The organism is Plantibacter flavus (assembly GCF_900177615.1).
Classification (GTDB): domain Bacteria; phylum Actinomycetota; class Actinomycetes; order Actinomycetales; family Microbacteriaceae; genus Plantibacter; species Plantibacter flavus.
Window position 1 is genome coordinate 75,740 of sequence record NZ_FXAP01000003.1, and the last position, 13,155, is coordinate 88,894.

At 70.2% G+C, this 13,155-nt stretch carries 10 protein-coding genes; 4 read left to right on the plus strand and 6 right to left on the minus strand.

The features are described from left to right. Positions 1-9: 9 nt before the first annotated feature. The gene (locus B9Y95_RS10335; protein WP_071262396.1) at positions 10-495 is read right to left on the minus strand and encodes an NUDIX hydrolase; all 486 of its coding nucleotides are present in this window, start codon (positions 493-495) and stop codon (positions 10-12) included. Between the two features lie 65 nt (positions 496-560). Between B9Y95_RS10335 and B9Y95_RS10340 the strand changes: the two genes are divergently transcribed. Next, positions 561-1,175 (plus strand): putative antibiotic biosynthesis monooxygenase, encoded by a 615-nt coding sequence (locus tag B9Y95_RS10340; protein ID WP_085511811.1) that lies wholly within the window; start codon positions 561-563, stop codon positions 1,173-1,175. A gap of 28 nt (positions 1,176-1,203) precedes the next feature. Here B9Y95_RS10340 and B9Y95_RS10345 read toward each other — a convergent pair whose 3' ends face one another. Continuing rightward, the gene (locus B9Y95_RS10345) at positions 1,204-2,172 is read right to left on the minus strand and encodes an AraC family transcriptional regulator (RefSeq protein WP_159453384.1); all 969 of its coding nucleotides are present in this window, start codon (positions 2,170-2,172) and stop codon (positions 1,204-1,206) included. Positions 2,173-2,271: 99 nt separating this feature from the next. Between B9Y95_RS10345 and B9Y95_RS10350 the strand changes: the two genes are divergently transcribed. Beyond that, complete coding sequence (locus B9Y95_RS10350) at positions 2,272-2,754, plus strand: hypothetical protein (RefSeq protein ID WP_085511813.1); 483 nt, start codon at positions 2,272-2,274, stop codon at positions 2,752-2,754. A gap of 59 nt (positions 2,755-2,813) precedes the next feature. On the opposite strand, the gene B9Y95_RS10355 is transcribed toward B9Y95_RS10350, so the two are convergent. Further along, positions 2,814-3,566: an IclR family transcriptional regulator gene (locus B9Y95_RS10355; protein WP_085511814.1), complete on the minus strand. Its 753-nt coding sequence runs from the start codon at positions 3,564-3,566 to the stop codon at positions 2,814-2,816. Positions 3,567-3,683: 117 nt separating this feature from the next. Between B9Y95_RS10355 and hutH the strand changes: the two genes are divergently transcribed. Continuing rightward, the gene (gene hutH, locus B9Y95_RS10360; RefSeq protein ID WP_085512178.1) at positions 3,684-5,300 is read left to right on the plus strand and encodes a histidine ammonia-lyase; all 1,617 of its coding nucleotides are present in this window, start codon (positions 3,684-3,686) and stop codon (positions 5,298-5,300) included. A 107-nt stretch (positions 5,301-5,407) separates the two neighbouring features. Here the strand turns inward: hutH and B9Y95_RS10365 are convergent, their stop codons facing one another. Together B9Y95_RS10365 and yczR are read right to left on the minus strand one after the other, a co-directional pair. Next, complete coding sequence (locus tag B9Y95_RS10365) at positions 5,408-9,355, minus strand: efflux RND transporter permease subunit (protein WP_123539681.1); 3,948 nt, start codon at positions 9,353-9,355, stop codon at positions 5,408-5,410. A 144-nt stretch (positions 9,356-9,499) separates the two neighbouring features. Further along, positions 9,500-10,942, minus strand: coding sequence for a MocR-like transcription factor YczR (gene yczR, locus B9Y95_RS10370; protein WP_085511815.1), 1,443 nt, complete (start codon positions 10,940-10,942; stop codon positions 9,500-9,502). A gap of 63 nt (positions 10,943-11,005) precedes the next feature. On the opposite strand from yczR, the gene yczE reads away from it, so the two are divergent. Then, positions 11,006-11,671, plus strand: a complete 666-nt coding sequence (gene yczE / locus B9Y95_RS10375) for a membrane protein YczE (protein WP_085511816.1) — start codon at positions 11,006-11,008, stop codon at positions 11,669-11,671. A 151-nt stretch (positions 11,672-11,822) separates the two neighbouring features. Here the strand turns inward: yczE and B9Y95_RS10380 are convergent, their stop codons facing one another. After that, on the minus strand, positions 11,823-13,145 hold the full coding sequence (locus tag B9Y95_RS10380; protein ID WP_085511817.1) for a cation:dicarboxylate symporter family transporter: 1,323 nt from the start codon (positions 13,143-13,145) through the stop codon (positions 11,823-11,825). Between the last annotated feature and the right edge of the window lie 10 nt (positions 13,146-13,155).

The following is a 13,155-nucleotide window of genomic DNA, read 5'->3' on the forward strand; positions in this document are numbered from 1 at the left end:
GGAGGGACGTCAGCGGGTGAAGCGGGCCTCGCGCTCGTCGGAGGCGGCGAGCGCGATCCGGGTGCGGAAGTTCTGCGAGACCTGCTCGGGCAGGGCGTCGAGCGGGAACCATCGCGCCTCGGAGTTCTCGCCGTCCGCCGGATACGGCTCGCCCGACTCGTAGCGGCATCGGAACACGAGGTCGATGTACTGCGTGATGTCGCCGTTGTCGTAGACGTTCTGCGGGAGCACCTGCACCTGGGCGAGACGCTCGGCGACGGCGACCACGGCCGCCTCCTCGAGGACCTCGCGCTCCGCCGCCACCGCGGGCTCCTCGCCCGGGTCGATGATGCCGGTGACCGGCGTCCACGCCCCGTTGTCCTGTCGCCGGACGAGCAGCACCTCCGCCTCGGGCGTCCCGAGACCGCGCAGGACGACGGCGGTCACCCCCGTCAACCAGAGGGGCGCGTGCCCGATCCGCTCGCGGAGGGCCAGTACGAAGTCAGGAGTCGCCATGCCTCGACTCTACGGGGGCTGCTGCGGGACACGAGATCGAAACACGAGTGCGGTCTACTGGGCGCATGGAACACGATCCCATCACCGTCTCGATCGAGCGACGCGTCAACCCGGCGTCGATCTCCGAGGCCACCATCTGGGTCCAGGCGGGCATCAACCTGGCGAACCGATACCCCGGCTTCCTCGGCTCCGGCTGGGTGCGCGCGGGCGCCGAGAGCGACGTCTGGTACATGCTCTACCGCTTCGCGGACGAACAGACGCTCACCGACTGGGAGGACTCCAAGGAACGCGCCTGGTGGCTCTCGAGCGGCCGCGAGTTCATGGAGCAGTCCCGCGTCGAACGGCGCAGCGGGATCGAAGGGTGGTTCGACGCACCGGACGGCATCCTCCGCGTCGAGGAGGCCGAGCTCTCCGGCGACCCGGATCCGATCCCGCCCGCACCGCCGCGCTGGAAGCAGGCGGTGAGCATCTGGTTGGGCTTCTTCCCGCTCAACCTCGTCTTCACCCTCCTCGTCACGGCGCTCGTGCCCGGGTGGGAACCGCTCGGTGTGTTCCTCCACGTGCTCATCTCGACGCTCATCCTGACGCCGATCATGACCTACTGGCTCCTGCCGCTCGTCACGAGGTTGTTGCGTCCGTGGTTGACGGCTCCGCGACGAAGCGGGCGCACCGCAGCCTGATCCGGAGCACTCGGACGGCGCTGCGACGTCAGGAGTCCTCCGCCTTCGTCTGCTCCCGGAACTGGCTCGGGCTGAGACCGGTGTGCGCGACGACCGCTCGTCGGAGGTGCGCCTGGGAGTGGTAGCCGCATCGGGTCGCGACCTCGGCGATCGACAGGCCCCGGTGATCGGGGTCCGAGAGGAGGACGAGCGCGAGCTGCACCCGCCGCTCGGCGATCTCGCCCGCGGCGCTCGTGCCCGAGCCCTCGAACACCCGTTGCAGAGACCTGGTCGACATGTTGAAGCGACGCGCCAGCGTCTCCGGTCGCAGCTCCCGCTCGGCGAAGGACGCGGCGATGTGCTCGATGATCCGGAGCCGGAGCGGAACCCGTCCGGCCTCACCCTCGGCCCGGAAGAGGTCGTTCTCCGCGTAGAGGGTCGCGAGCATCGTGTCGATCACCCGACAGAGCCTGAGCTGCGCGGCGCCGCCGATCGGTTCGAACGCGGAGATGACCTCCACGAGGAATGCGGCGCTGGCCCGCAGCAGCGGCGACGGTGCCAACGGGCCGAGGGCGCTGGTCGGGGCGATGCCGAGGCGGCGGAGCGCACGCATCGGCACGAACACGTACAGATAGGTCGCGTGGTCGTGGATCGTCGTCCGATACGTCTCGGCACCCTCCGTGAGCGTCCCGGTCCCGGGGAGCAGGTCGAGTTGCTGTCGGCCGTGGACCAGACTGGCCGCCCCCTCGATGAGCATCACGATCGTCGCGACCGGTTCATCGAGCCCGTAGGCGTCGGCGACGACGTCGAAGGTCCCGGGCCCGACCGTGTTGCGATGAAGGACGTACTCGCCGAGCGTGATCGAGTCGACGGTCATCGAGAACCGATCGGGGTCCACCTCCACGAATCGCAGTGCGCCCGACGCCTCCTGCATCCCGGTCGCACCCTCGAACCGTCGTGTGGTGACGCGGCCGCGCGCAGGGAACCGACCGGATAGGCCGTCATCAGGTGCGGGCATCATCGGACCCTTCGAAGAGATCCTCCACCCTCGCACAGGGTTCCGTTCGAATCGAGGGGTTGCCAGCCGCATCGCACAGTGGTCGGGGATACTGGACTGATGATCTCCGCTGACCTCGCCCGAGCGCTCCGCACCGCCGGCCTCCGCTGGACCCCCGAACCCGGCGACCGCTTCACCATCGACGGCGGCGAGCTCGCCGGCGACGTGTTCACGGTGAGCGAGATGACCGTCGAGGTGCACGAGCACCCGGGTGGGCGCAGCTTCGGCTTCAACGGCACGACCGAGTGGGCGTTGGACTCCGTCGACCAGGAGGAGACGCTCTGGCTGCCGTCGGAACACCAGCTGCGGGCCCTGCTGCGCGGCTCGTTCCGGTCGCTCGAACGCGCGGTGTCCCCGGCTGCACCGATCGACGGCGAGCCGACGCTCGACGACGAACTCGACGTCCTCCTGTCGCTCGGCGACGCCGAGGCGTACACCGTCGTGGTCGAGCTCGGCGGCGAACTGCGACGGTTCAGCGCCGCGACGGCCCCAGACGCCTACGCGACCGCACTGCTCGAGCTCATCCTGCGCTCGGTCGCCTGACCACGGTGCCGGAGCCGCCGCTCCGCCCGCATGCACCGCCCGCCCGCTCCGCCGAGCGCTCAGCGACCCCGGATCCGACGCGACAGCTCGGCCGCCGCCGGGTGGATCTCGCGCGCCAGCCACGCCGGATCGAGCCCGGCATCGGCGTCGTAGGTGACCGCGATCGCCGCCGCCGGCCACCCCGTGTGGTCACGGACGACCACCCCGACACTCGCGAGACCGAGCGTCACCCCGCCGGCCTCGCGCGCATAGCCGTCCTGGGTCGTCTGGGCGAGGACCTGTCGGAGTTCCCGGTACCGCTTCGGCCCGTGGCCGGTGCGGTCGACGAACGACGCCTGGTCGGGGAACAGGGCGCGCAGCTGGCCGGCCGGGAGCGCGGCGAGGATCGCGCAGCCGCTGGCGGTCAGGTGAGCCGGGAGGCGCACACCGACGTCGGTGACGAGGTGCGGCCGACGCGGGGCACGCTCGTCCACGATGTAGAGCACGTCCCGGCCGTGCAGCACGGCGAGATGTGCGCTCTCGCCCACCCGGTCGACCAGCTCGGCGAGCAACGGGCGCCCGAGCATGCTGAGCGGCTCCTGGCGCGCGTATCCACCGGAGAGTTCGAAGGCGGCGACCCCGAGTCCGTAGCGACGGGCTTCGGGCAGGTGGACCACGAAGCCGTGCTCCTGCAGCACGCTGAGGAGGTGGTAGACCGTCGATCTCGGCAGGTCGAGTGCCGAGGCGATGGCCGCGGCCGGAAGCGGGCCGCGGGCGCCGGCGAGATGGCTCAGCACGCGCAGGGTGGCGTCGGCTGCCGGGACCTGACTCACCGTTGACCTCGTCTCCGCGGCTCGGACGCGGCCGCCTGGTCGTCCATGTCTGTCATCCCAGACACGGACGACTCTACGCGCACCGCCGCGGTCGATGTCCGGGTGTTCCATCGGAACATGGACATCCAGCCCGGCGCGACCCCGACCACCAGCGACCCGACGACCTCAGGTCGCTCGCATCCAGAGCCCGTCGGCCCGACCTCGGTCGTCCTGGGCGCCGGGCCGCTGTCGATCGACGAGGTCGTCGCCGTCGCCCGACACGGCGCGCGGATCGACCTCGACGGCGCGGCCCTCGACGGTGTCGCGGCATCCCGCCGGATCATCGAGGCGCTCGCTTCCGACCCCGAGCCCCACTACGGAATCTCGACCGGGTTCGGTGCGCTCGCGACCACGTTCATCGAGCCGACGCGCCGCGCGCAGCTGCAGGCGAGTCTCGTCCGCTCGCACGCCGCCGGTAGCGGCGAGGTCGTCGAGCGGGAGGTCGTGCGTTCTCTCATGACGCTGCGCCTCTCGACGCTCATGACGGGCCGCACCGGGGTGCGGGTGGAGACGGTCCGCGCCTACGCGGCGATGCTGAACGCCGCCATCACCCCGGTCGTGCGCGAGTACGGGTCGCTCGGCTGCTCCGGCGACCTCGCGCCCCTCGCGCACTGCGCGCTGGCGGTGATGGGCGAGGGTGAGGTGACCGACATGTCCGGTCGCGTGCGCCCCGCGGCGGACGCGCTCGCGGACGCCGACCTCCAGCCGGTCCAGCTCGCCGAGAAGGAGGGGCTCGCGCTCATCAACGGCACCGACGGCATGCTGGGGATGCTCGCGCTCGCCGTGGACGACCTGCGGATGCTCCTGCGCACCGCCGACGTCGCCGCGGCGATGAGCGTCGAGGGCCTGCTCGGCACGGACGCCGTGTTCGCCGCAGACCTGCAGGCCCTGCGCCCGCAGTCGGGTCAGGCCGAGAGCGCCGCGAACCTGCGGTTGCTGCTTGACGGCTCCCCGATCGTCGCGAGCCACCGGGGCCCTCAGTGCACCCGGGTGCAGGACGCCTACTCACTGCGCTGCGCCCCGCAGGTGCACGGTGCCGCCAGGGACACCGTCGACCACGCCGCGATGGTCGCCGAGCGGGAGCTCGCGAGTGCCGTCGACAACCCGGTGCTCACGCCAGACGGGCGGGTCGAGTCGAACGGGAACTTCCACGGCGCCCCGGTCGCCTACGTGCTCGACTTCCTCGCGATCGCCGTCGCCGACGTCGCGTCCATGTCGGAGCGCCGCACCGACCGCTTCCTGGATCGGAGCCGGAGCAACGGCCTCCCACCGTTCCTCGCGCACGAGGTGGGTGTCGACTCGGGCCTCATGATCGCCCAGTACACGGCGGCAGGCATCGTGAGCGAGCTGAAACGCCTGGCGCACCCGGCGTCCGTCGACTCGATCCCGTCGTCCGCGATGCAGGAGGACCACGTCTCGATGGGCTGGGCGGCGGCGCGGAAGCTCCGTCGGGCGATCGACGGTCTCAGTCGGGTGCTGGCGATCGAGGTCATGACGGCAGCCCGGGGCCTCGACCTGCGCGGCCCGCTCGAGCCGGCCGTCGGCACCGGGGCGGTGCTCCGCCGGGTGCGTGAGCAGGTCACGGGTCCCGGTCCCGACCGGTTCCTCTCCCCCGAGATCGAGGCGGTCACCGCGCTGGTGCAGTCGGGCGAGGTCCTGCGGGCGGTCACCGGCGCGGTCGGCGATCTCCGCTGAGTCGGGCGTCACACGACGAAGCCCTCGGGCGCCGGTGATGGCGTTCCCGAGGGCTTCGTGTCGAAGGGCTCGAACCTCAGCTCAGCGACCGCGCGGCAGGTGGTCGATCACGGCCACTGCGCGCGGCGACGCTTCGGCCGTTCGGTGCCCGAAGACGGCTCGGTCCCGGGTGCCATGTCGGCATCGGGCTTCGGCTCAGCGTCAGGCGTCGGCGCAGTGTCGCTCGTCGGGCTGGAGTCAGCAGGGAGCTCGGACTTCTCCGCCGCCTCAGCCTCTCCGGCCGGCTCCGTCTCCAGGACCGGGTCAGGCTCAGCGACCGGCTCAGCCTCAGCGACCGCCTCAGCCCGCGCGACCGGCTCAGCCTTCGCATCCGGCTGAGGCTGCACCGCAGGGGCGGCGTGCTCGCCGGAATGCACGACCTCGTCCGCAGGGGCGTCGGACACCGCGTCGGGAAGGGTGATCGCCTCGGTGCGAGGCAGTTCGTCACCCGTCGCCACATGTGCCCCGTGCACCTCGTGGGCTTCGTGCACCTCGTGCACGGCGGGCCGCGTCATCGGTCGATCCACCGCCGGCTCACTCGGCGCAGCGACCTGCGGCTCGGGTGCCGCATCCGAGTTCGTGGGAACCGCATCGGCAGGGTCGGCGTCGGCGGGAACCGAATCGATCGGGGCCTCATCCGCCGGTTCCGCGTCAGCGGGAGCGGCGCCATCTGGAGCCGCGTCCACCGGAGCCACGTCCGCCGAGGCCGACGGAACGGACGTGTCAGGCACACTCGGCGCGGTTGTAGCGCTTCCGCCACCGGCGTCGACGAGGGCCGGCTCCTCAGCGGGGACCGTCGCGGCCCGCGGGCCCTCGATCGCCGCGACCGTGCGCGTCGTGGGCTTCGGCTCGGCCGCAGCGCGGCGCTGCTCACGACGCTCACGGAACCCCTCGACGAGGTTGTACAGCGAGGGCAGGACGACGAGCGTCAACACGGTGGAGGAGATCAGCCCGCCGATGACGATGATCGCGAGCGGCTGCGAGATGAAGCCGCCGTGCCCGGTGACGCCGAGCGCCATCGGGGTGAGCGCGAAGATCGTCGCGAGTGCCGTCATCAGGATCGGGCGGAGCCGGCGTGCGGCACCGTGCTCGACTGCCTCGATGACCGTCATGCCACGTCGCCGGTACTGGTTGACGAGGTCGACGAGGACGATCGCGTTCGTCACGACGATGCCGATGAGCATCAGTGCGCCGATGATGGACGGGACACCGAGCGGGACACCGGTGATCACCTGGAGTCCGATGGCGCCGGTGGCGGCGAACGGCACCGACACGAGCAGCTCGAGCGGCTGCCGCAGCGAACGGAACGTCGCGACCATGATGACGTACACGATGAGGATCGCGGCGAGCAGGGCGAGACCCAGCTGACCGAAGGCGTCGCTCTGCGACGCCGTGACGCCGCCGAGGGTCGCCGTGGTGCCCGCTGGGAGCTTCACGTCGTCGATCGCCGTCTGCACCTCGGCGCTGGCGGTGCCGAGGTTGTCGCTGCCCGGTGTCGCGCTGATCGTCGCCGAGCGCAGCCCCTTGACGGTCGAGATCGTCGCTGGTCCGTCGACCTGCGAGACCGTCGCGAGGGCGTCGAGGCGCCGCGGGCCGGTGGCGGTCGGGACCTGCGTCGCCGCCAGCTCATCGACGGTCGTCGGCGGGTCCTGGGTGTCGACGTAGATGGTGAGCGTGGCGTCGTCGATGACGATCGAGCCCACCGTCGTCGGCTGCATGAGCTGCGAGACGTACGCACCGAGCGCGACCTCGCTGAACCCGGCGGCGGCAGCGGCGTCGCGGTTGACGGCCACCTGGACGTAGGGCCGCGATTCGCTGAGGTTGCTCGTGACCTGGTCGATGCCGTCGAGGCCGGTGACGGCCTGCTGGATCGCGTCGGCGGCCTCAGCGAGATCGCTCTGCCGGGCTGAGGTGATGTCGATCTCGATGTCGCTCGAGCCGCCGAAGCCCGCGGACGCGGCGACCTCGATCTCGCCGACGTCGTCGAGCCCGGACAGGTCCTTGCGGACCGTCTTCTGGAGTGCCGTCTGGTCGGCGTCTTCGCTCGTCGTGATCGAGTAGGTGATGGCGCCGCCACCGCCGCCCGAGAACGCGTCGCGCAAGGAGCTTCCGCTCGAGCCGATCGAGAGCTGGACGGTGTCGATGCCGTCGATGTCGCGCAGCTTCGTCTCGACCTGCTTCGCCGCCGCGTCCTGGGCGTCGAGGCTGGTGCCGACCGGCAGGGTCTGCGTGACCGTCAGCGTGTTCTGGCCGGAGTCGCCGAGGAAGTTGGTCTTCATCGAGGGGATCAGCACGATGGTGCCGCCGAGCACGAGCACCGACAGCAGCAGGGTGGTGACCGAGTGCTTCAGGGTCCAGTGGATGATCGGCAGGTACGCCTTCTGGAGCCGCGACGGCTTCTCGAGGTCGTCTTCGTCCTGCACACTGACACGACGCTCACGACGGCTCCGGACGGGTCCGGTCGCCGCGTCGGACGGCACTTCCTCCGCTGCAGCCGCAGCGGCGAGCCGCTGGGCCTTCGGGGCGCGGAGGAACCAGTAGGCGAGCACGGGCACGATGGTGAGCGCGACGAGGAGCGACGCGAGCAGGGCGATCGTGACGGTGAGGGCGAAGGGTCGGAACAGTTCACCGGTGACGTCGCCGACGAACGCGATCGGGAGGAACACCGCGACCGTGGTGATGGTCGAGGCGGTGATCGCGCCCGCGACCTCCTGGACGGCGCTCAGGATCGACCCGGCACGCTGCGCACCGGTGCGGTTGTCGCCGAACGAGAGATGCCGCTTGATGTTCTCGATGACGACGATCGAGTCGTCGACCACGCGCCCGATGGCGATCGTCAGCGCTCCCAGCGTGAGGATGTTGAGCGAGTACTCGGCGACCTGCAGCCCGATGAAGGTGATGAGCACGGACGTCGGGATGGAGATCGCCGTCACGAGCGTGGCCCGGACGTCGAGGAGGAACACGAGGATGATCAGCACCGCGAAGACGAGGCCGAGCAGGCCTTCCGTCGTCAGGGCCTCGATGGACTGCTCGATGTACGGCGCCTGATCGAAGACGACGGTGAGCTTGGCGTCGGACCCGATGGTGCGCTCGAGCTCGGGGAGGATGTCGCGCACGCCCTGCGAGACCTCGACGGTGTTCGCCGCGGGCAGCTTCGTGACGGCGATGGTGAGCGCCGGCTCGCCGTCGACGCGCGAGATCGAGGTGATCGGGTCGTCGCTCAGGGCGACCGTCGCGACATCGCCGATGGTCAGGACGGAGCCGTCCGCGGCGAAGGCGCCCGCGATCGGCAGGGCGGCGATGTCGTCGACCGAGGTGAGTTTGGTGCCCGTTTGCACGGAGAACGTCTTGTCGCCTTCGGTGATGTCGCCCGCGGGCTGCAGGGAGCCGTTCTGCTGCAGCGTCGTCCCGATGACCCGGCTGGTCTGCCCCGCGAGGGCCAGTTTGGCGTCGTCGGGGGTGATCGTGACCCGCTTGCCCACCTCACCGACGATCGCCGCGTCGCGGACGCCGTCGACGTCCTTGATGTCGGGGACCACGGAGCTCGAGAGCACCTCGGCCAGGGAGTCCTGGTCGGCCGCGCCGGACACGGCGATCTGGATCACCGGGAGGTCGTCGATGCTGCCGCTGACCACCTGCGGGTCGACGGTGTCGGGCAGGGTCGACTTGATGCGGTTGATCGCCTGGGTGATCTTCTGCTCGGCGGTGGCGAGGTCCGTGCCGTAGGTGAAGGTCGCGCTGATGAGGCTCGTGTTCGTGCTCGACGTCGCCGAGGTGGACTCGATGCCCGGCACACCCTGGATCGCGGTCTCGATCGGGGTCGAGACGTCGTCGTTGACGACCTCGGGCGCCGCACCCGGGTAGCTCGTGATGATCGCGAGCTGCGGGAACTGGACCGACGGGATGAGCTCCTGCTTGAGGCCGCCCACCGCCAGGACGCCGAACACGGCGGCCACGATGGTGACGAGCGCGATCAACGCGCGGTTCTTCATGCTGAGGACGGAGAGCAGGTGCACGGAGCCGCTTTCGGTTGTTGCGAGAGGTGCGGACGCTGTAATTATGTCACCGCACACCCCTCCGACGGCGGTCTCGCGCGGAGGCTGGACACGGCACGCACAAGCACTGCGTGTGGAGCGGCGTCACGCTCGACGGCGACGACCTCAGACGACGTCTTCGAGGTAGTCCAGGGCCGGCACGTGCCCGAACATCGCGGAGTGCCACGTCTGCGTCAGCAGCTCGACCGCCTGCTCGGTCTGGGCCCATGGATAGCTGATCGGGATGCGCAGGTAGCGCTCGAACGCACCGTCGATCCCGAACCGCGGCCCGGCGACGATCACGAGCCCGTGACTCCGCGCCGCGAGCGAGAGCTGCGATGACGCGGCCTCGCCGAGGTTCACCCACGTGGCGATCCCACCGTCGACCCGCGGCACGGTCCACTCGGGGAGGCGGTCGGCCAGGAGGTCGACGAGCCGGTCGCGGGTCTCGCCGAGCGCGACACCGCGCCGGGCGACGATGCCGTCCATCGCCGGCATCAACTGTTGGACGGTCAGCTGGTCGAGGATCGGCGTGCCGAGGTCGCCGAGCGAGCGTGCCGAGACGAGCTTCCTGATGGTGCCGCGCTCGGCCCGGATCCACCCGATGCGGAGGCCTCCCCAGATCGTCTTGCCCACCGAGCCGATCGTGATGATCGACGCCGGCGCACCCTGGAGTGCGGCGAACGGGGTGCCGTCGAGGCCCTCGTCCGTCGGCCGGTCGATGTCGAGCTCGGCCGTGGTCTCGTCGATCACGAGCACCGTCCCGTGCCGCTCGGCGGCCGCGGCGACCCGTCGGCGGGTCTCGAGCGGCATCGACGCCCCGGTCGGGTTGTGGAAGTCCGGCATGAGGTAGGCCATCGCGGGGCTCGTGCGCTCGAACCACTGCTCGAGTTCGCGGACGTCCCAGCCGGTCTCCGAGGAGACGGTCGCCGCGCCGAGCCTGGCTCCGGCCGCCCGGAGCGCCTCGTAGGCGTGCGGATAGCTCGGCATCTCGACGAGGACGCGGTCACCTCGGCTGAGCAGGGTGCGCGCGATGAGGGCGATCGCGTGTTGGGCCCCCACGGTCACCATGATCTCGTCGGGGTCGGTGGGCAGCCCGCGCGCGGTGTAGCGGTCGGCGATGGCCTGCCGCAGCTCGGGCATGCCGACGAGGTCGTAGTCGAAGTCGTGCATGTACCGCGGCAGTTCTGCGGCGGCGGTGGCCACGGCGTCGATGATCTCGGGGCACGGCGGGACGGCTGCCTTGCTGAAGTCGAGGAACCCGCCCTGTGGCACGGGAGCCAGCGCAGTGGGCGCCGACGGCAGGAGGGTGACGCTGCCAGAACCACGGATGCTGCGGAGGTAGCCGGCCTCGCGCAGTTCTCGGTACGCCGCAGTGACCGTGGTGCGGCTCAGCGCGAGCCGCTCGGCCAGTTCCCGCTCGGCCGGCAGACGGGTGCCGACCGGGATGCGTCCGTCGAGGACGAGGAGTCGGATGCGGTCGGCGAGACCGCGGTATGCGGGCGCGGCGGTCTTCCACTGCCCGAGCAGGGCGGCGAGCGATCGGGCACTCAGGGTGATGGAAGCCATTGAACCACGATACCCAGATTGGCCTCTAGCGCCAAAGCCAATCGTGCAATTGGATTGTCCACCATGACCCGTCGTGTGCTCCAACTCTTCATCGGCCTCTTCCTGTACGGCATCGCCATCGCGATGATCGTGCGCGGTGCGGTCGGCGTCGCCCCGTGGGACGTCCTCACCCAGGGACTCAACCTGCGGACCGGCCTGAGCTTCGGACTCATCACGATCATCGTCGGCGGGCTCGTGCTCCTCGCCTGGATCCCGCTCAAGCAGCGGCCGGGTGTCGGCACCGTCCTGAACGTCCTCCTCGTGGGACCATCGGCCGACATCGGGCTGGCGTTCATCCCCGCGGACCTCGACCTGTGGGCGCGCATCCTGCTGTTCGCCGGCGGGCTGCTCCTCCTCGGCGTCGCCTCGGGCCTCTACATCGGTGGCAACTTCGGCCCCGGCCCGCGGGACGGCCTCATGACCGGCATCCACCGGGTCACCGGGTGGCCGATCTGGGTCGGGCGCACGGGCGTGGAGCTCGTGGTCCTCGGCATCGGGTGGCTGCTCGGCGGGAACGTCGGCATCGGAACGGTGGTCTTCGCCGTGCTCATCGGCCCGATCTGCGGTTACACGATCCCGTTGTTCCGGATCGCTCCGCGGACGGAACACTCGACCACCGCCGTGGACGAGGCGGTGCTCGAGGGCGACACCCCGCCGTCGAAGCCGATCGTCGACTCCCCGGCGAACTGAGCGCCCTTCGACAGGCTCAGGGACCGGGAGCGACAGGCTCAGAGACCAGGAGCGACAGGCTCAGGGACCGGGAGCGACAGACTCAGGGACCGGGAGCGACAGGCTCAGGGACCGGATGTCCGGTTCCTCAGCCTGTCGAAGGGCCGATCCCTCAGGGCTTCGCCACCGCCACCGCGCCCGTGTGGTCGTCGACGCTCATCGTCGCCTCGTCGAACCGCGAGCGACCGGAGAGGACCTCGCCGACCTGCACCCGGTCGACCTCCTTCACCCACGTGCCGATGATGATCGTGGCGACCGCGTTGCCGGTGAAGTTCGTGAGCGCACGCGCCTCCGACATGAAGCGGTCGATGCCGACGATGAGGCCGACCCCGTCGACGAGGTCGGGTCGGTTGGCCTGCAGGCCGCCGGCCAGCGTCGCGAGCCCGGCGCCCGTGACGCCCGCGGCGCCCTTCGACGCGATGATCATGAACACGAGGAGCGAGATCTGCTCCCCGAGGTTCATCGGGACGCCCATGACGTCGGCGATGAAGATCGACGCCATGGTGAGGTAGATCGCGGTGCCGTCGAGGTTGAAGGAGTACCCCGTCGGGACGGTGATGCCGACGACCGGCTTGGAAACGCCGAGGTGCTCCATCTTCGCGATGAGTCGCGGCAGCGCCGCCTCGGAGGAGGAGGTGCCGACGATGAGGAGGTACTCACGGCCGAGGTACTTCATGAGCTTGAAGATGTTGAAGCCCGTCGCGAGGCGCAGCACGCCACCGAGCACGACGACGATGAACAACGCGCAGGTGATGTAGAACGCGATCATGAGCGTGGCGAGCCCGACGAGCGCGCTCGCACCGGCGGACCCGGTCACGGCGGCGATCGCACCGAAAGCGCCGATGGGCGCGATCCACATGATCATCGCGAGCACCCGGAACACGAGCGCCTGGATGAGCTTGATGCCGCGCAGGATCGGTTCACCCGCCGTCCCCATCTTCTGCAGGCCGAATCCGACGAGCAGGGCGACGAAGAGGACCTGCAGGATGTTGCCGCCGGTCAGCGAGGACACGAGCGTCGTGGGGATGATGCCGAGGATGAACTCGGTCGTGCTCTTGGCCTCCCCCTCCACCTGGTAGCTCGTCTCGGCGAGGTTCAAGCCGGCGCCCGGCTGGATGAGGTTGCCGACGACGAGGCCGATCGCGAGGGCGAAGGTCGACATCACGATGAAGTACAGCAGCGCGAGCCCGCCGACCTTGCCGACGGTCGCTGCCTTCGCGATCGATCCGACGCCGATCACGATGGTGCAGAAGATGACCGGGGCGATCATCATCTTGATCAGCGCCACGAAGGCGTCGCCGATGGGCTTGAGTCCCTTCGCGAACTCCGGGGCGGCGAGGCCGACGACGATGCCGGCGAGCACCGCGAGGATCACCGCGAGGTAGAGGTAGTGGGTCTTGTCCAGCCGTTTCAGGGAGGAGAGCGTCATTGCCATTCCGGATCCG

Excerpts from the sequence above, each read along its gene's own strand:
- yczE (WP_085511816.1), top strand. The coding sequence starts at position 11,006 with ATGACCCGTCGTGTGCTCCAACTCTTCATCGGCCTCTTCCTGTACGGC.
- hutH (WP_085512178.1), top strand. The coding sequence starts at position 3,684 with ATGGACATCCAGCCCGGCGCGACCCCGACCACCAGCGACCCGACGACC.
- B9Y95_RS10350 (WP_085511813.1), top strand. The coding sequence starts at position 2,272 with ATGATCTCCGCTGACCTCGCCCGAGCGCTCCGCACCGCCGGCCTCCGC.
- B9Y95_RS10380 (WP_085511817.1), bottom strand. The coding sequence starts at position 13,145 with ATGGCAATGACGCTCTCCTCCCTGAAACGGCTGGACAAGACCCACTAC.
- B9Y95_RS10335 (WP_071262396.1), bottom strand. The coding sequence starts at position 495 with ATGGCGACTCCTGACTTCGTACTGGCCCTCCGCGAGCGGATCGGGCAC.
- yczR (WP_085511815.1), bottom strand. The coding sequence starts at position 10,942 with ATGGCTTCCATCACCCTGAGTGCCCGATCGCTCGCCGCCCTGCTCGGG.
- B9Y95_RS10345 (WP_159453384.1), bottom strand. The coding sequence starts at position 2,172 with ATGCCCGCACCTGATGACGGCCTATCCGGTCGGTTCCCTGCGCGCGGC.
- B9Y95_RS10340 (WP_085511811.1), top strand. The coding sequence starts at position 561 with ATGGAACACGATCCCATCACCGTCTCGATCGAGCGACGCGTCAACCCG.